The 16,938-nt window shown below is 71.6% G+C and carries 19 protein-coding genes; 12 read left to right on the forward strand and 7 right to left on the reverse strand.

The window, feature by feature from the left end; genetic code table 11:
• The first annotated feature begins 32 nt into the window (after window positions 1–32).
• From NCI01_RS04775 to NCI01_RS04790, 4 genes are all read left to right on the forward strand, one after another.
• Window positions 33–1,583, forward strand: coding sequence for a PTS mannitol transporter subunit IIBC (locus NCI01_RS04775; RefSeq protein ID WP_254180336.1), 1,551 nt, complete (start codon window positions 33–35; stop codon window positions 1,581–1,583).
• Window positions 1,584–1,727: 144 nt separating this feature from the next.
• The gene (locus NCI01_RS04780) at window positions 1,728–2,162 is read left to right on the forward strand and encodes a PTS mannitol transporter subunit IIA (protein ID WP_254180337.1); all 435 of its coding nucleotides are present in this window, start codon (window positions 1,728–1,730) and stop codon (window positions 2,160–2,162) included.
• 162 nt (window positions 2,163–2,324) lie between these two features.
• Entirely contained in the window at window positions 2,325–2,675 is a 351-nt protein-coding gene (locus tag NCI01_RS04785; RefSeq protein ID WP_254180338.1) for a PadR family transcriptional regulator, read from the forward strand.
• Entirely contained in the window at window positions 2,672–3,727 is a 1,056-nt protein-coding gene (locus tag NCI01_RS04790) for a hypothetical protein (RefSeq protein ID WP_254180339.1), read from the forward strand. Before NCI01_RS04785 ends, NCI01_RS04790 begins: the two co-directional genes overlap by 4 nt.
• 64 nt (window positions 3,728–3,791) lie before the next feature.
• Here the strand turns inward: NCI01_RS04790 and NCI01_RS04795 are convergent, their stop codons facing one another.
• Window positions 3,792–5,921: a molybdopterin-dependent oxidoreductase gene (locus tag NCI01_RS04795; protein WP_254180340.1), complete on the reverse strand. Its 2,130-nt coding sequence runs from the start codon at window positions 5,919–5,921 to the stop codon at window positions 3,792–3,794.
• Window positions 5,922–6,051: 130 nt separating this feature from the next.
• Between NCI01_RS04795 and NCI01_RS04800 the strand changes: the two genes are divergently transcribed.
• The 4 genes from NCI01_RS04800 to NCI01_RS04815 all read left to right on the forward strand — a co-directional run bounded on the left by NCI01_RS04800 (window position 6,052) and on the right by NCI01_RS04815 (window position 10,763).
• Complete coding sequence (locus NCI01_RS04800; protein WP_254180341.1) at window positions 6,052–6,318, forward strand: DUF6458 family protein; 267 nt, start codon at window positions 6,052–6,054, stop codon at window positions 6,316–6,318.
• Window positions 6,319–6,557: 239 nt separating this feature from the next.
• Window positions 6,558–6,833 (forward strand): 30S ribosomal protein S15, encoded by a 276-nt coding sequence (gene rpsO / locus NCI01_RS04805; protein ID WP_186340976.1) that lies wholly within the window; start codon window positions 6,558–6,560, stop codon window positions 6,831–6,833.
• 284 nt (window positions 6,834–7,117) lie between these two features.
• The gene (locus NCI01_RS04810) at window positions 7,118–9,361 is read left to right on the forward strand and encodes a polyribonucleotide nucleotidyltransferase (protein ID WP_254180342.1); all 2,244 of its coding nucleotides are present in this window, start codon (window positions 7,118–7,120) and stop codon (window positions 9,359–9,361) included.
• An 85-nt stretch (window positions 9,362–9,446) separates the two neighbouring features.
• Window positions 9,447–10,763 carry a M16 family metallopeptidase gene (locus NCI01_RS04815; protein WP_254180343.1) on the forward strand — a complete coding sequence of 439 codons (1,317 nt, stop codon included), beginning with the start codon at window positions 9,447–9,449 and terminating at the stop codon, window positions 10,761–10,763.
• 12 nt (window positions 10,764–10,775) lie between these two features.
• Here NCI01_RS04815 and NCI01_RS04820 read toward each other — a convergent pair whose 3' ends face one another.
• Window positions 10,776–11,291 (reverse strand): class I SAM-dependent methyltransferase, encoded by a 516-nt coding sequence (locus tag NCI01_RS04820; protein WP_254180344.1) that lies wholly within the window; start codon window positions 11,289–11,291, stop codon window positions 10,776–10,778.
• Window positions 11,292–11,371: 80 nt separating this feature from the next.
• Between NCI01_RS04820 and dapB the strand changes: the two genes are divergently transcribed.
• On the forward strand, window positions 11,372–12,139 hold the full coding sequence (gene dapB / locus NCI01_RS04825) for a 4-hydroxy-tetrahydrodipicolinate reductase (RefSeq protein WP_254180345.1): 768 nt from the start codon (window positions 11,372–11,374) through the stop codon (window positions 12,137–12,139).
• A gap of 25 nt (window positions 12,140–12,164) precedes the next feature.
• Here the strand turns inward: dapB and NCI01_RS04830 are convergent, their stop codons facing one another.
• The 5 genes from NCI01_RS04830 to NCI01_RS04850 form a co-directional block, all read right to left on the reverse strand.
• Window positions 12,165–12,461, reverse strand: a complete 297-nt coding sequence (locus tag NCI01_RS04830; RefSeq protein ID WP_254180346.1) for an AzlD domain-containing protein — start codon at window positions 12,459–12,461, stop codon at window positions 12,165–12,167.
• Window positions 12,461–13,192: an AzlC family ABC transporter permease gene (locus NCI01_RS04835; protein ID WP_254180347.1), complete on the reverse strand. Its 732-nt coding sequence runs from the start codon at window positions 13,190–13,192 to the stop codon at window positions 12,461–12,463. Before NCI01_RS04835 ends, NCI01_RS04830 begins: the two co-directional genes overlap by 1 nt.
• 32 nt (window positions 13,193–13,224) lie before the next feature.
• Window positions 13,225–13,452 carry a hypothetical protein gene (locus NCI01_RS04840; RefSeq protein ID WP_254180348.1) on the reverse strand — a complete coding sequence of 76 codons (228 nt, stop codon included), beginning with the start codon at window positions 13,450–13,452 and terminating at the stop codon, window positions 13,225–13,227.
• A gap of 108 nt (window positions 13,453–13,560) precedes the next feature.
• Window positions 13,561–14,121, reverse strand: a complete 561-nt coding sequence (locus NCI01_RS04845; RefSeq protein ID WP_254180349.1) for a GNAT family N-acetyltransferase — start codon at window positions 14,119–14,121, stop codon at window positions 13,561–13,563.
• A complete protein-coding gene (locus tag NCI01_RS04850) occupies window positions 14,118–14,699 on the reverse strand; it encodes a DUF3043 domain-containing protein (protein ID WP_254180350.1) in 582 nt (193 codons plus the stop codon). The genes NCI01_RS04845 and NCI01_RS04850 overlap by 4 nt, the downstream gene beginning before the upstream one ends.
• Before the next feature lie 230 nt (window positions 14,700–14,929).
• Here NCI01_RS04850 and NCI01_RS04855 point away from each other — a divergent pair, with 230 nt between their 5' ends.
• Genes NCI01_RS04855 through htpX form a run of 3 tightly spaced genes read left to right on the forward strand, consistent with a single transcriptional unit; the run spans window position 14,930 to window position 16,932 of the window.
• On the forward strand, window positions 14,930–15,730 hold the full coding sequence (locus NCI01_RS04855; protein WP_308213186.1) for a PspA/IM30 family protein: 801 nt from the start codon (window positions 14,930–14,932) through the stop codon (window positions 15,728–15,730).
• The gene (gene pspAA / locus NCI01_RS04860) at window positions 15,727–16,005 is read left to right on the forward strand and encodes a PspA-associated protein PspAA (protein ID WP_254180351.1); all 279 of its coding nucleotides are present in this window, start codon (window positions 15,727–15,729) and stop codon (window positions 16,003–16,005) included. Before NCI01_RS04855 ends, pspAA begins: the two co-directional genes overlap by 4 nt.
• A 12-nt stretch (window positions 16,006–16,017) precedes the next feature.
• Window positions 16,018–16,932: a zinc metalloprotease HtpX gene (gene htpX, locus NCI01_RS04865; RefSeq protein WP_254180352.1), complete on the forward strand. Its 915-nt coding sequence runs from the start codon at window positions 16,018–16,020 to the stop codon at window positions 16,930–16,932.
• The last annotated feature ends 6 nt before the right edge of the window (window positions 16,933–16,938 follow it).

The raw sequence follows: 16,938 nt of genomic DNA on the forward strand, positions 1-16,938 counted from the left end.
GGTCACCCCGCGTTCAACTGGAGGACATCAGCATGGCGACCACAACTTCCACACCCGCGGGCGGTACGTCGGCCCGGGTGCGCGTGCAACGCTTCGGCACCTTCCTCTCCAACATGATCATGCCGAACATCCCGGCACTGATCGCGTGGGGACTTCTCACCGCCCTGTTCATCGACGTCGGGTGGCTGCCCAACGCCGATCTCGCCACGATGGTCGGCCCGACCATCCACTACCTGCTCCCGATCCTCATCGCCGCCACCGGCGGCCGCATGGTCCACGGCGACCGAGGTGCCGTCGTCGGTGCCTTCGCGGTCATGGGTGCGATCGCGGGCTCCGACCTCCTCATCGCCAACTTCAACGCCGACGCCCTGGCGGCCTGGGTCGCCGACGGCAACGACGCGGCGGACTACAGCTCGCTCGGCCAGGTCCACATGTTCATCGGCGCGATGATCCTCGGCCCGCTCGCGGCCTGGGTGATGAAGCGCCTCGACGCGATCTGGGACGGCAAGGTCAAGCCCGGCTTCGAGATGCTCGTCAACATGTTCTCGGCGGGCATCGTCGCCTTCGTGATGGCGATCGTCGGCTTCTGGGTCGTCGCGCCGGTCGTCAACGAGATCATGGAGGTCCTCGGCAACGGCGTGGAGACCCTGGTCGACAACAACCTGCTCCCGCTGACCTCGCTGATCATCGAGCCCGCCAAGGTCTTCTTCCTGAACAACGCCATCAACCACGGTGTGCTGACGCCGCTCGGACTGACCGAGGCCGCCGAGACCGGCCAGTCGGTGCTGTTCCTGCTCGAGGCCAACCCCGGCCCCGGCCTCGGCCTGCTGCTGGCGATCTCGTTCTTCGGCAAGGGCATCGCCAAGGCCACCGCCCCCGGTGCCGCGATCATCCAGTTCTTCGGCGGCATCCACGAGATCTACTTCCCCTACGTGCTGATGAAGCCCAAGCTGATCCTGGCGATGATCGCCGGCGGCATGACCGGTGTGGCCGTCAACGTCGCCTTCGACGTGGGCCTCCGTGCTCCGGCGGCACCGGGCTCGATCTTCGCGGTCTACGCCCAGACGGCCCGCGGCAGCTTCCTCGGCGTCACGCTCGCCGTGATCGCCTCCGCTGCGGTGACCTTCGCCGTCGCCGCCGTGCTGCTGAGGTTCGACAAGTCCGGGGACGAGGGTGACCTCGCCGCGGCCACCGCCCAGATGGAGGCCAACAAGGGCAAGAAGTCGTCGGTCGCGTCCGCACTGACCGGTGCCACCACGGCCACCGCGGCCACCACGGCCACGACGACCCGCGAGATCCGCAACATCGTGTTCGCGTGCGACGCGGGCATGGGGTCCTCGGCGATGGGCGCCTCGGTGCTCCGCAAGAAGATCCAGGACGCGGGACACTCCGAGGTCACGGTGGTGAACAAGGCCATCGCCAACCTCGACGACAGCTACGACCTCGTGGTCAGCCACCAGGACCTGACCGACCGGGCCCGCCAGAAGACCCCGTCCGCCGAGCACGTCTCGGTCGACAACTTCATGGCCAGCCCCCGCTACGACGAGATCGTGGAGAGGGTGCGCGACACCAACCGCACCTGACCCCGGCGCGACCGGACGTCGAGCCCGGCCCTCCCCCCGTGGGGGCCGGGCTCGACCTTCGCCGGCCCCGCTCCGCCGCGAGCGTGTGGTCTGATGACTTCCACCCGACACCCACCCGAACACTGCGAGGAAGAGAGACGCCAGATGAGCGACGTACTGAGCAGGGAGGCCATCGTGCTCGGCGGCCAGGCCACGGACAGGGACGCAGCGATCACGGAGGCCGGCCGCCTGCTGGTCGCCAGCGGTGCGGTCGACGAGGCCTACGTCGACGCCATGCACGAGCGGGAGACGTCGGTCTCCACGTTCATGGGCAACGGCCTCGCGATCCCGCACGGCACCAACGAGGCGAAGTCGCTCATCAGCCGGACCGCGATCTCGTTCGTCCGCTACGACGAGCCGATCGACTGGAAGGGCAGCCCGGCCCGCTACGTCGTCGGGATCGCCGGCGCGGGTGACGACCACCTGACCGTGCTGCAGGCGCTGGCCGGCGCCTTCACCGACGACTCCAGCATCGCCGCGCTCGACGCCGCGCAGACCCCCGACGACGTGCTCGCCGTGCTGGGCGACGTCAGCGCCTGACGCCCGCACCGCGCGTCAGGGCCGGTAACGGTCCGTTCGCACACTCCCGCCCCCACTGATGGGGGCGGGAGTGCTCATTTCGAGGCGTTGGCGGAGCGCGTCGGCCGACACGCGCCCATGCGCACGGCGCACTACTGCGGAGTGCGTAGTAGTGTGCGTCGCATGGATCAGACCCAGCTCCTCAAGGGAGTGCTCGACCTCGCGGTGCTGGCCGTGGTGCAGGGAGACGACGGCTACGGCTACGACATCGTCCGACGCCTGCGCGACGGGGGCCTGGCCGAGGTCGGCGACGCCTCGGTCTACGGCACGCTCCGCCGCCTCTACGCCGCCGGCGCGCTGACGTCGTACGTGGTGCCGTCGGAGAGCGGGCCGCATCGCAAGTACTACGGCATCACGCCCATCGGCCGCGAGCAGCTCGCCCGCCAGCGCGACGACTGGCACGCCTTCGCCACCACTCTCGACGGGCTCCTCGCCGGACCCGCGTCCCCTGCCGCTCGAGGAGCCAGCGCATGAACACGACCGAACTCCCCGTCCGCCCCGACGTCACCGCCTTCGTCTCCCGCGTCCGCGAGCTGCTGGCGGACCTGGCCGAGGACGAGCGGCTCGAGCTGACCGAGGGGCTCGAGGCGGATCTCGCCGACCAGGTCGCCGAGCAGGGTGGGGGAGTGCTGGCGGACCCCGAGGCGTACGCCCGCGAGCTGCGCGCTGCCGCCGGGTTCGATCCCGCGCCGCGCCGCCGGCTGCAGGTCCCGACGGGCAGGTCGATGGCCGAGCAGCTGGACGTGGCCCGCGACCTCTGGGGCGCGCTGGTCTCCCGGCCCCGCGTCGCTCCGGTGTGGACGGTCCTCGTCGCCCTCCGGCCGGCGTGGTGGGCGGTGCGTGCGTGGGCCGCAGCGGTCATCATCGCCAGGCTCGTGCCCGGCTGGTACGACTACGGACTCGTCTGGCTGCCGGGCGTCCCCCCGGTCCTGGGGCTCGCCGTCCTCGCGGCCTGCCTCGTGGGGAGCGCGCTCGTCGGCGTCGGCACGCTGTGGCCCGGCGGACGGCGTGGCACGCCTGGGCGCACGGTCCTGCTCCTCCTCAACATCGCTGCGGTGCTCGCCCTGCCGGTCATCAACGGGCAGCTGGACCAGCAGTCCTGGAGCCGGTACAGCCAGGGGTACGACGAGGCCCAGTGGGGCGGCGACACGCGCGGTGTCGTCAATCGCGGTGAGCAGGTCTGCAACATCGCGGCGTACGACGCCCAGGGGCAGCCGTTGGTCGGTGTGCAGCTCTTCGACCAGGCCGGCCGCCCGCTCGACGTGCGGTGCAACGGCCAGGTCGACAAGTTGGTGCCGTGGGTGCTGGGCGACGTCACTCGCTGGAACGTCTTCCCGCTCGGCGAGCGCGACGTCCCCGCCCGCCGCCCCGCGCAGCGCGAGGACCTCGAGGGCGCCGCCTTCCCGACCCCCGACCGCGCCACCACGCCCGAGGTGACGAACCCCCTCGTACCGGAGGAGGACGAGCGGGAGGTCGATCAGAGGACCGACCGCGACCGCGGGCGCACGAACGACCGGAGCCGCTGAGCCCGGTCCACGACGTCGTGGGGAGTGGTCGCGGGGATGACCGCTCCCCATGACGTCCGCACCGTCAGGCCGGCGCCACCGCGACCGGTACGCCGTTGAGGGCGGCGTTGCCCGACACGTCGAGCAGCTCGGGGTCGGTGAGGTCGTTGACCGAGACCCCCGGCACCTCGCGGCTGCGCGACATCAGCACGCCGTCCGCGCCGTGACCGTAGCCGTGGGGGAGGGAGACCACCCCCGGCATCAGGTCGTCGGAGGCGGCCACCTCCACCTCGACCGACCCGACGCGAGAGGTGATCCGCACGCGCGAGCCGTCCTCGATCGCGCGTTGCGCGAGGTCGTCCGGGTTCATCAGCAGCTGGTGGCGCGGTCGACCCCGGGTCAGTCGCTCGGAGTTGTGCATCCAGGAGTTGCAGTCGCGCTGGTGGCGCCGCCCGATCAGGAGCAGCTCGTCGCCGGTGGGGACCGGGACGGCGGCGAGCCGGGCCACCTCCGCGACCACGAGCGCGGGCGCGAGGTCGACACGCTTGCTCCGGGCCGGCAGCCGCCCGGGCAGCTGCCCACCGCGGAGCGGGCCGAGGTCGATGCCGGCCGGTCGTGCGCGCAGCTTGGTGAGGGTGACCCCGCTCGACCCGCTGCGCAGCAGCTGCCCGACCAGGAAGGTGGGGCTGGCAGTCAGCCGGGCGCGCTGGACGAGCCGCTTCTTCAGCGGGGGCTTGCGGTCCAGCCGCGCGGCGGTGCGCAGGGTGATCTCGCGGAAGATCTGCCAGTCGTGGCGCTGGTCGGGCTCCTTCTCGAACACCGCCGGGGTGAACCGAGCCGTGTTGCGCACCGCCAGCAGGTGGAAGACCAGGTCGTAGTGGTCGCGCTCGAGCGCCGTGGTCGGCGGGAGGATCACGTCGGCGTGCCGGGTGGTCTCGTTGACGTAGATGTCGACGGCCGCCATGAAGTCGAGGCCCCGCAGCGCGCCGTCGAGCCGGGCGCCGTCCGGGGTCGACAGGACCGGGTTGCCCGCGACCGTGAGCACGGCGCGGACCTGGCCCTCGCCGGGCGTCTCGATCTCCTCGCGCAGCGCCGCCACCGGCAGCTCGCCCGCCGTCTCCGGCAGGCCGCGGACCCGCGAGCGCCAGGCGTCGTGGTGCCCGCGACCGATCAGCCCGGTGCCGACGGCGTCGATCGCCGGCGTGGTGAACATCGCGCCACCGGGCCGGTCGAGATTGCCGGTGATGACGTTGAGGCAGGTGACCGCCCACTGGCACACGGTGCCCCACGGGCCGGCGGAGACGCCGATCCGGCTGTAGACGACGGCTGACTCGGCCGCCGCGAGCTCGCGGGCGAGCCGGCGGACCTCCCCGGCCGGGAGCCCGCTCATCGCCTCGGCGCGCTCGGGGGTGAAGTCGGCGACGAGCTCGACGACGGTGTCCAGCCCGTCGACGTACGACGCCACGCCGGGGGCGCTGTCGGGCGTGGTCTCCGCGGTGAGGACGTGCAGCATCGCGAGCAGCACCCAGGCGTCGGTGCCGGGCCGGACGAAGTGGTGCTCGTCGGCCACCTTGGCGGTCTCGGTGCGGCGCGGGTCGAGCACGACCATCTTGCCGCCGCGCGCCCGCAGGTCGCGCACGCGCTGCGGGAAGTCGGGGACCGTCATCAGCGAGCCGTTGGAGGCCATCGGGTTGCCGCCGACCACCAGGAACCACGAGGTGCGGTCGATGTCGGGGATCGGCAGGAAGAGCTGGTGGCCGAAGACGAGGTGCGCGACGAGCTGGTGGGGGAGCTGGTCGACCGAGGTGGCGGAGTAGCGGTTCCTGGTGCGGAAGGACTTGAACATCGCGGTGCCGTGGGTCATCGACCCGAGGCTGTGGGCGTTGGGGTTGCCGAGGTAGACGCCGAGCGCGTCGTCGCCGTGCTCGTTGATGACGCGCGCGAGGTTGTCCGCGACGAGGTCGAACGCCTCGTCCCAGCCGATCTCCTCCCACCGGGCGTCCGCGTGCTCTCCGACGCGACGCACGGGCCGACGCAACCGGTCGGGATCGGCGTAGACGTCGGCGATCGCCACCCCCTTGGGGCAGACGTGACCGCGGGAGAGGGGATCGGCCGCGTTGCCGCGCACCCCGACGACCTCGCGACCCTCGACGGTGAGCTCGAGGCCGCAGATCGCCTCGCACAGGTTGCAGACGCCGATCCGCTTCTCCGACATGTCAGCGATCGTCGCACGAGCGGCACCCCGCAGGGGGATGACACCGGACGAGCGAGGCGTCAGACTCTGCCGAGCCCGGTCCAGACCAGCACGGTCGCCGGGCGGCATCCCCAACAGAATGGAGCACGACATGGGTTTCGGAGGGCCGATCGGCCTCATCGTCATCGGACTGGTCCTGGCGCTCGCCTTCAACGAGCAGCAGGTGGGTCCCCTCGAGGTCATCACACTGGGCTGGATCCTCGTCATCGCCGGCGTGCTCTGGCTCGTGCTGACGCTGGTCCAGCAGAACACCAAGCGGCGCCACACCACGACCGCCACCACCACCGACGCGCAGGGCCGCCAGGCGTCCACGCAGCGGACCAGCGAGTCCGACCCGCCGGCCCCGCCGGCCGTGTGAACACCCCGCGGCGTTCTCCTCCTCCGCTTCGCTCCTCCGGACAACGCCGCGGGGACCCCGTTCCCTCCGCAGGGCTCCTGCTCTCGCTTCGCGGCGCGGATTGGGCCTGTGGTCCAGCGCCTCGATATGCTTCTGCGGTTGCCCAGCAGGGCGACGACGCCGTCACGACGGCCGCGGAACCAGAGTGCCCCGGTGAACAGGCCCGGGCGCGCCGCGCAACGAGAACCGAAGGAGCCCCCATGTCGATTGGTACCGACGCGGAGACCAAGAAGAAGATCATCGCCGAGTACGCCCTGACCGAGGGCGACACCGGTTCCCCCGAGGTCCAGATCGCGCTGCTCAGCCACCGCATCTCGCACCTCACCGAGCACCTCAAGCAGCACAAGCACGACCACCACAGCCGTCGTGGCCTGCTGCTCCTGGTCGGCCAGCGCCGCCGCCTGCTCAACTACCTGCAGAAGACGGAGATCGAGCGCTACCGCTCGATCGTCGAGCGCCTCGGTCTCCGCCGCTGAGCGAAGGAGCGGCTTCCCGCACGGGGAGCCGCTCCTGTCACATCCGGGACCACCCTCCCGGCCCGGGCCGCGCTAATGTCGGTCCGGCACAACTGAAACAACACCCAACAGGAGCGACCCGCCTCGTCGCCCGGTCCTCGGTAGTGGCCTTCAGATTCCAGCCCCCGGCTGCGAGATCTGCGGGCCTCGATCGAAGACCGGCCCCGCGGGACCTTCGATGGTCCACCACATGAGGGGTGGACGCCGCGGATCGCTCCGCGAAGAGAAAGCAGGATCCTGCTTCCATGAGTGAACCCATCATCTCCGCTGTCGAGACCGTCCTCGACAACGGCAAGTTCGGCCAGCGCACGGTCAAGTTCGAGACCGGGCTGCTCGCCCGCCAGGCCGCCGGCTCCGTCACGGCCTACCTCGACGACGAGACCATGCTGCTCTCGGCGACCACCGCCTCGAAGAACCCGAAGGACCACTTCGACTTCTTCCCGCTGACCATCGACGTCGAGGAGCGGATGTACGCCGTGGGCCAGATCCCCGGCTCCTTCTTCCGCTCCGAGGGCCGTCCGGGCGAGGACGCCATCCTCACCTGCCGCCTGATCGACCGCCCGCTGCGCCCGACCTTCAAGAAGGGTCTGCGCAACGAGGTCCAGGTCGTCATCACCGTCATGGCGCTCGACCCCGACCAGCCCTACGACGTGCTGGCGATCAACGCCGCGTCGCTGTCGACCCAGCTCTCCGGCCTGCCGTTCTCCGGCCCGGTCGGCGGCGTCCGGGTCGCGCTCATCGACGGCCAGTGGGTGGCCTTCCCGAGCCACTCGCAGCTCGAGTCGGCCGTGTTCGACATGGTCGTCGCCGGTCGCGTCACCGAGTCCGGTGACGTCGCCATCATGATGGTCGAGGCCGAGGCCCCCGAGGAGACCTTCTCCCTCATCCAGGGTGGCGCCCAGGCGCCCACCGAGGACGTCGTGGCCAGCGGCCTCGACGCGGCGAAGCCCTTCATCAAGCAGCTCGTCGAGGCCCAGGCCCAGCTCGCGGCCGAGGCCGCCAAGCCGGTCCAGGACTTCCCGGTCTTCCTCGACTACGAGGACGACGTCTACGCCGCCGTCGAGGCTGCTGCCAAGGACGACCTGACCGCCGCCATGCAGATCGGCGACAAGCAGGAGCGCGAGTCGCGCACCGACGAGCTCAAGGTCGCGCTGCTCGAGCAGCTCGCCGGCCAGTTCGAGGGTCGCGAGAAGGAGCTCGGCGCCGCGTTCCGCTCGGTCACCAAGAACGTCGTGCGCGAGCGCGTCCTGCGCGACAAGATCCGCATCGACGGCCGCGGCCTCGCCGACATCCGTCCGCTGCACGCCGAGGTCAACGTGATCCCGCGCGTCCACGGCTCCGCGCTGTTCGAGCGTGGCGAGACCCAGATCCTGGGCGTCACCACCCTCGACATGCTCAAGATGGAGCAGCAGCTCGACACGCTGTCGCCGGAGAAGCACCGCCGCTACATGCACAAGTACGTCTTCCCGCCGTTCTCCACCGGCGAGACCGGTCGCGTGGGCTCGCCCAAGCGCCGCGAGGTCGGCCACGGCGCCCTGGCGCGCCGCGCGCTGCTCCCCGTCCTGCCCACGCGCGAGGAGTTCCCCTACGCGATCCGCCAGCTCTCCGAGGCCATGGGCTCCAACGGCTCCACCTCGATGGGCTCGGTCTGCGCCTCGACCCTGTCGCTGCTGCAGGCCGGTGTGCCGCTGAAGGCGCCCGTCGCCGGCATCGCGATGGGCCTCATCTCCGGCGAGGTCGACGGTGAGACCCAGTACGTCGCGCTGACCGACATCCTCGGTGCCGAGGACGCGTTCGGCGACATGGACTTCAAGGTCGCCGGCACCCGCGAGTTCGTCACCGCGCTCCAGCTCGACACCAAGCTCGACGGCATCCCCGCCGAGGTCCTGGCCGCCGCGCTGACCCAGGCCCGCGACGCGCGCCTGGCGATCCTCGACGTCATGGGCGAGGCCATCGACGCTCCCGAGGAGATGTCGATCCACGCGCCGCGCATCATCACCATCCGCGTGCCCGTCGACAAGATCGGCGAGGTGATCGGGCCCAAGGGCAAGGTCATCAACCAGATCCAGGACGACACGGGCGCGACGCTGTCCATCGAGGACGACGGCACGGTCTACATCGGTGCGACCAACGGCGAGGCGGCCGAGGCCGCCAAGGCCGCGGTCAACGCGATCGCCAACCCGACGATGCCCGAGGTCGGCGAGCGCTACCTCGGCACGGTCGTGAAGACGACCAACTTCGGCGCGTTCGTCTCGCTGCTCCCGGGCAAGGACGGCCTGCTGCACATCAGCAAGCTGCGCGCCCTGGCCGGTGGCAAGCGCGTCGACGCCGTCGAGGACGTCCTGGCCGTCGGCCAGAAGGTGCAGGTCAAGATCGCCGAGATCGACGACCGCGGCAAGCTCTCGCTCGTCCCCGTCGTCGAGGAGGACGAGGCCGGCTCCGAGGAGTCCGCTGACGTCGACGCGGCCCTCGAGCCCGCCGGCGAGTGACCTTCGCCTGACGCTCCACCCCACGACCGGTCGGCCGTCTGGCCGGCCGGTCGTGGCGCTTCACCCCACCCCGGAAGGACCCCTCATGCAGAAGGCGCCGCAGAAGACCGGCACCACCCGCACCCTCCACACCGTGAAGGACGCCGACGGCGCGGTGACCTCGCGCGTACGACGCACGGTCCTGCCCAGCGGCATGCGCGTCGTCACCGAGCAGATGGCCGGCACCCGCTCGGCCAGCATCGGCGTGTGGGTGGCCGTCGGCTCGCGCGACGAGACGCCCGCGCTGCACGGCTGCTCGCACTTCCTCGAGCACCTGCTCTTCAAGGGCACCCCCGAGCGCAGCGCGATGGACATCTCCGTGGCGCTCGACGCGGTCGGTGGCGAGTTCAACGCCTTCACCACCAAGGAGTACACCGTCTTCCACGCGCGGGTCCTCGACGAGGACCTCGGCACCGCGGTGGACGTGCTCGGCGACATGGTGACCGCCTCGACGATCACCCCGGCCGACGTCGAGGCCGAGCGCGACGTGATCCTCGACGAGATCGCGATGCACGACGACGATCCGGACGACGTCGTCCACAACCTCTTCGCGCAGCAGGCGTGGGGCGACACCCCGCTCGGTCGCCCGATCGCCGGCACCGAGGTCTCCATCACCGCGATGACGCGGGCGCAGATCCACCGCTTCTACCGGCGCCACTACCGCCCGGACAACATGGTCGTCTCGGTCGCGGGCAACATCGACCACGCGACCGTCGTACGACAGGTCCGCAAGGCGTTCGGTCGCGGCGGCTTCCTCGAGGGCGAGGCCGACCCGACCCCGTCCGCGCAGTCCGAGCGCGCTCGCAAGGTCTACCCGGGCGAGACGCGCACCGTCCGCCCGCAGGAGCAGGTCAACCTGGTCCTGGGCGTCAAGGGGCTGACCCGCACCGACCCGCGCCGCTACACCCTCGGTGTGCTCAACACCGCCCTCGGCGGCGGCACCTCGTCGCGGATGTTCCAGGAGGTCCGTGAGCTGCGCGGGCTGGCCTACTCCGTCTACTCGTTCGCCACCCACCACGCCGACGCCGGCGTCGTGGGCGTCTCGGTCGGCTGCCTGCCCGGCAAGTACGACGCCGTCCTGGAGACCGTGCGCAACGAGCTCGCCAAGGTCGCCGCCGAGGGCCTGACCGAGGAGGAGGTCGAGCGCGGCAAGGGCCAGCTCAAGGGCGGTCTCGTGCTCGGTCTCGAGGACTCCGGATCTCGCATGTCGCGCATCGGCAAGGCCGAGCTCGTCCACGACGAGCTGCTCACCATCGACGAGGTCGTCGAGCGGATCGAGGCCGTGACCACCGACGACGTGGCGGCGCTCGCCGAGGAGCTCTTCACCCAGCCCGAGCTGCTCGCGGTCGTCGGCCCGAGGTAGCCGCGTCGCCCGTCAGCGGCGGGCGATGATGCCGATGACCGGGGGAGCCTTCTGCTCCACGACGCTCACCCGGAAGCCGCCGCGCAGGAGGTTCTCCGAGGCCTTCTTCACGATGTTGGGCACCAGCTCCGGGCGGGCGGCCTCGTAGAAGAGGTAGACCGCCCCGCCGGGGACGACCCGCTCGTGGAGCAGGGCGACCTCGTCGTCGCAGTCGCGCACCCAGAACAGGTTGACGTTGAAGGCGAAGACCTTGTTGAGGCGCTTGACCGGGACGCGCAGCGTGGCCAGGTCGATCTGGCGTACGACGAGCCGGCCGGCGTCGACGTACTTCTGGTTGCGGCGCTTGGTGCGGTCCACGCCCGACTCGGAGCGGTCGATCGCGAACAGCTTGCCGGTCTCGAGCCTGGCGCAGATCGCCTCCGCCCCGGCGCCGGGGCCGCAGCCGATCTCGAGGACCTGGTCGGACGGCTGGACGTCCATGAGGTCGACGGCCCACTTGATGCGCGGCGGGATGGTCGAAGCAGGCATGGCGCACAGCCTGCCAGACGCCTGTTCGCGAGTCAGCCACCGCCACTCACCGATACGTCCGGGCCGATACGGTTGACCGTGTGAGCACAGGAGACGAGGCACAGGTCCGGGTCGGCGTGCTGGGAGCGCGCGGCAAGGTCGGCTCGGAGGTCTGCCGGGCCGTCGAGGCGGCGCCCGACACCGAGCTGGTGGCCTCGGTCGACGCCGGCGACGACGTCGAGGAGCTCGCCAGGTCGGGTGCCGAGGTCGTCGTGGACTTCACCCACCCCGACGTCGTGATGGACAACCTGCGCTTCTGCATCGAGCACGGCATCCACGCCGTCGTCGGCACGACGGGCTTCGACCAGGCCCGCCTCGACCAGCTCGAAGCCTGGCTGGCGGATGCGCCGGGGGTCGGCGTGCTGATCGCGCCCAACTTCTCCATCGGGGCGATCCTGATGATGCGGTTCGCCGCCCAGGCCGCCCCGTTCTTCGAGTCGGTCGAGGTCGTCGAGCTGCACCACCCCGACAAGGCCGACGCCCCGTCCGGCACGGCGCGACGCACCGCCGAGATGATCGCGGCAGCGCGCCGCGAGGCCGGGAGCGCTCCCATGCCCGACGCGACGTCCACCGGCCTGGAGGGGGCGCGCGGCGCCGACGTCGACGGCGTACGCGTCCACGGCCTGCGGGTGCGCGGCCTGGTGGCGCACCAGGAGGTCCTGCTCGGCACGGCGGGGGAGACCCTGACCATCCGCCACGACTCCCTCGACCGGGTCTCCTTCACGCCGGGCGTGCTGGCGGGCATCCGCGCGATCGGTGACCACCCGGGCCTCACGGTCGGGCTCGAGCACTTCCTCGACCTGGGCTGAGTCCCAGAGATCGCTGGGGGCGACGTCAGAGGAGTCGAGCCACGGCGGCGACCACCGACGCGCCCACGACCACGACGAGGAAGGGCATCCGCAGCAGCAGCGCCACGACCGCGAAGCCGAGGCCGAGGGCTCGTGCGTCGAGCGTCAGCGTGGAACCGGAGGAGAACACCTGGACGGCGACGAGCGCGGCGAGCAGCGCGACCGGGATGAGGTCGGCGACCCGCTCCACCGTGGGGTGCTCGAGCACCCGCTCCGGCAGGGACAGCCCGGCGAGCTTGAGCAGGTAGCAGCCGACGCCGGCCAGCAGGACAGCGGTCCACATCAGCGGTGACCCCCTGCGACGTCGTCCGGGCCGGGGACCTCGGTCGGGTCCTGCCGCTTCCCCAGCACACCGACGAGCAGGGCCACTCCGCCTGCGGCCAGCACCGGCACGCCCGCGGCCGTGAGCGGCACCAGCGACAGCGCCACGGCCGCCGCGAGCACGGCGACGAGGACGTTGCGCCGATCGCGCAACCGCGGCCACAGCAGGGCCAGGAACGCCGCCCCCACGGCCGCGTCGAGGCCGAAGGTCCGCGGGTCGCCCACGGCGTCCCCGGCGAACGCCCCGACCGCGGTCGCGAGGTTCCACAGGACGAAGACCGAGACGCCGGTGGTGACGAAGCCGAGCCGGGCGCCCTCCGTCGTGCCCCGGCTGACCCCCATGGCGGTCGACTCGTCGATGAGCACGTGGGCGGCCGCCGCCCGCCGCCAGCCGCGCCACCGCAGCAGCGGCGCCATCCGCAGCCCGTAGAGGGTGTTGCGGGTGCCCAGGAGCAGCGCCGTCGCGGCGCCCGACAGCGGCGCACCGCCCGCGGCCACGACGCCGACGAGGGCGAACTGGCTCGCCCCGGTGAACATCAGCAGCGAGAGGACGCACGTCTGGGCGATGCTCAGGCCCGAGGCCACCGACACGGCGCCGAAGCCGAAGCCGTAGGCCCCGGTGGCCACGCCGACGGCCAGGCTGTCGCGGACGATCGCGGTCCGCTCACCGGGTGGGAGGACGGCGTCGTGCACGGTCCGAGGCTAGGTCATGCGGGGCGGCGTCCTCAGTGCGGGCGGCGGCGTGCGCGAGCGGTGCGGCCCTGACGCTGGTGGAAGTCGTGGACCAGCACGAATGCCACCGCGATCCCTGCCGCAGCACCGGCGGCGAGGCCGACGCGGAGGTTGAGCGGGATCTCGGGCACGGCGCCGACCCAGAGGCCGAGGCCGACGCACACGACGAGTGCTGCGATGACGAGCAGGTACTTGTGCAGAGCGGGAAGCGGACCGAGCATCTGGACCCCCGTGGTGTGCCGGCGAAGTGGCCGGTCACTCCATGGTGACGTGCGTCACAGGAAATACAAGCACCCCAGGGGTGGACTTCGCGGGGTCGGGCCCGGGTGTCAGGCGATCGCGGTGTGGAGACGTACCTGCTTGACGGTGGTCTCCCCGGTGCCGTCGAGGTCGAGCTCGCGGTGGGCGGTGTCGGGCGCCCAGCCGGCGTCGGTGAGGAAGGTCCGCAGGGCGTCGTCACCGGCGTTGACCCAGGTCACGGCCCGGGTGAACCGGTCGGCCGCGAGCGTGTCGACAGCCGCCTGGAGCAGCCGGGAGCCGTGGCCCTTGGCCCGCTCGCCCGGGTCGAGGGTGACCTCGGCCAGCTCGCCGTCGGCGACCGGGTCGCAGTCGGGGTCGGCAGCCGGCGACGTCAGGGCGAAGCCCACCACCCGGTTGCGCTCGAGGGCGACGAGCACCCGGTTGCGGGCGTCGGCCGGCTTCGTGAGCGCGGCACGCCACTGGGCGGCGACGGCGTCGACGTCGGTCGGGAGCACCTCGGCCGGCAGGAGGCCGGCGTAGAGCTCGGGCCACGCGCGCAGCTGGACGGCGGCGATCGCCGCGGCGTCGTCGGCCCAGGCGACGCGCACCGACACGTCGGCGGTGGGCCCGCCGGAGTGTGAGTGGCTCATCGATAGGTCTCGGGGAGCTTCTCGCCGATCTTGACCTGGGCCTTCGGCAGCCGCAGGAACTTCATCTGCAGGGAGCGCATCGCGGCGTAGAGCGTGGTGCCCTTGGTCGGCTCGCCGGGGAAGCGGCGGGCGAGCTCGCGGCGCAGCCGGAACCGCAGCATCACGATGTCGAAGACGATCACCAGCAGGGTGGTGAACAGGACGGTGTTCCCGAGGTTCCTCGCGGCCTGGCTGCCGGAGTAGCCGAGCACCATCGAGACGATCAGCAGCGGGACCATCAGCTCGATGAAGGAGAAGCGCGAGTCGACGAAGTCGCGGATGAAGCGGCGCACGGGACCGCGGTCGCGGGCCGGCAGGTAGCGCTCGTCACCGGTCTTCATCGCCTCGCGCATCTTGCGGGAGCTGTCGCCCCGCGCGGCTCGCTGCGCGGCGGCCTGCTCCTTGCGCGTGCGGGGCACCTTGGCGCGGGCGCGGGCGGCTGCCTCGGCCTCCTTGCGCGTGGGCGTGGGCCGGCCCTTGCCACCCACCTTCTCGTCGGTGGTGGGGGTCTCCGGCTCGGAGCTGGTACGACGGAACACGGGTGCTGCCTTCACATGGCTACAAGAGGGACGGAACGGGTGGATCGGGTGGTGGGGGCCAGCCTATCGCCGCGACCCACCGGGCCGGGTGCCGAGGGAGGCCCGATGTCCGACCCGCCCAACCTCGCGCTTTGCCCTACCTCGGGCTTGCCATTGGTTCTAGGGTGAGAAGGTCACTCCAGTCGTCCCAGCCACCACCCCCGCTTGACCAAGAGAGGGTCTCCACCCCGATGAGTCTCATGAAGCGCATCAGCCTGATCTTCCGCTCCAAGGCCAACAAGGCCCTGGACAAGGCGGAGGACCCCCGAGAGACCCTCGACTACAGCTACCAGCGGCAGCTCGAGCTCCTGTCCAAGGTCCGACGGGGCGTGGCCGACGTGGCCACGAGCCGCAAGCGCGTCGAGCTCCAGGTCAACCAGCTCGAGCAGCAGGCCGCCAAGCTGCAGGGCCAGGCCGAGAAGGCGATCGGCGCCGGTCGTGAGGACCTCGCCCGCGAGGCGCTGACCCGCAAGTCCGGGCTCGCCTCGCAGATCACCGCCCTCAAGGAGCAGCAGGCCACGCTGCAGGGCGAGGAGGAGAAGCTCGTCCTGGCGCAGCAGCGGCTGCAGGCCAAGGTCGAGGCGTTCCGCACCCGCAAGGAGACCATCAAGGCCACCTACACGGCGGCCGAGGCGCAGACGCGCATCGGCGAGGCGATGTCGGGCATCGGCGAGGAGATGGGCGACGTCGGCCTCGCCATCCAGCGTGCCGAGGACAAGACCGCCCAGATGCAGGCACGTGGGCAGGCCATCGACGAGCTGATCGCCTCCGGCGCCCTCGACGACGCCTCGCAGCTCAACGCCGGTGACGACATCTCGCGTGAGCTCGACGCGCTGAGCTCCGGCTCCGACGTGGAGGCCGAGCTGGCCCGGCTCAAGGCCGGCAGCACCCCCCAGGCCATCGAGTCGGGTGACGACGGCGGCGACATCCTCGCGGCCGAGCCCGAGGCCGTACGGTCGGAGGGCGAGAGCAACGAGGGTGGCCGGGCATGATCGTCCGCATCCTGGGCGAGGGCCAGTACGACCTCGACGACCACGCCCTCGACGCCCTCAACGGCCTCGACACCCAGATCGAGCAGGCCATCGAGTCGGGCGACGAGGACATGTTCCGCACGGCGCTGCAGGGGCTGCTGTCGGCCGTCCGCTCCAGCGGCACCCACCACTCCCTCGACTCGCTCGACGAGTCCGACCTCATCCTGCCGCCGCCGGACGCGACGATCGACGAGGTCCGTGAGCTCCTGGGCGACGACGGCCTGATCCCGGGCTAGACGCCCCGACCGGTGGCCACCTCACGCTTCATCAAGGACTCCGGGTTGACCGCCCGGATGACCCTCACCATGTTCCTGCTCGGGGCGCTGTTCGTCGCCCTCGTCGCCACGGTCATGGCGTACGTTCGCAGCCCGGGCGGTGCCGTCCTCGTGGCGATCATCGCGATCGGCCTCGCGTTCTGGCAGTGGTGGAGCTCCGACAAGGTCGCCATGCGGGCGATGCGCGCCCGCGAGGTCACGCCCGAGGAGGCCCCCGAGCTGCACGGCATGATCGACCGGCTGTGCGCGCTCGCCGACATGCCCAAGCCCCGCGTCGGCATCTCCGACCTCGCGATCCCCAACGCGTTCGCCACCGGCCGCTCGCCCGACCGGTCCGTCGTGTGCGTCACCACCGGGATCCTGCAGACCCTCGACGCCGAGGAGCTCGAGGCCGTGCTGGCCCACGAGCTCAGCCACGTCGCCCACCGCGACGTGCTCGTCATGACGGTCGCGTCGTCGGCCGGCATCGCCGCGGGCCTGCTCATGCGATTCGCGCAGTTCGGCGCGCTCGGCCGCTCGCGCAACAACAGCACGCTGCCCGCCGTCCTGGTCGCGGTGGTCGTCAGCCTCGTGGTCTACGCCGTGAGCTTCGTGCTGCTGCGCCTGCTCTCGCGCTACCGCGAGCTCAGCGCCGACCGCGCCGGCGCCTACCTGACCCTCAAGCCGGGTGCGCTGGCCAGCGCCCTGCAGAAGATCAGCGGGGAGGGTGCGGCGACCCCGCAGCGCGACCTGCGGGCCGGCAGCGCGGCCGGAGCGGCGAGCGCGCTGTGCATCGTCCCGGCACTCCACGGCGGGCTGGGCGGCCTGATGGCGACGCACCCGCCGCTGCCCAAGCGCCTCGAGCAGCTCGCGCGCATCCAGGCCGAGCTCAGCCGGCCGACCGGCTGAGGAGGG

The sequence above is a fragment of the Nocardioides pinisoli genome (assembly GCF_024199985.1).
GTDB lineage: Bacteria > Actinomycetota > Actinomycetes > Propionibacteriales > Nocardioidaceae > Nocardioides > Nocardioides pinisoli.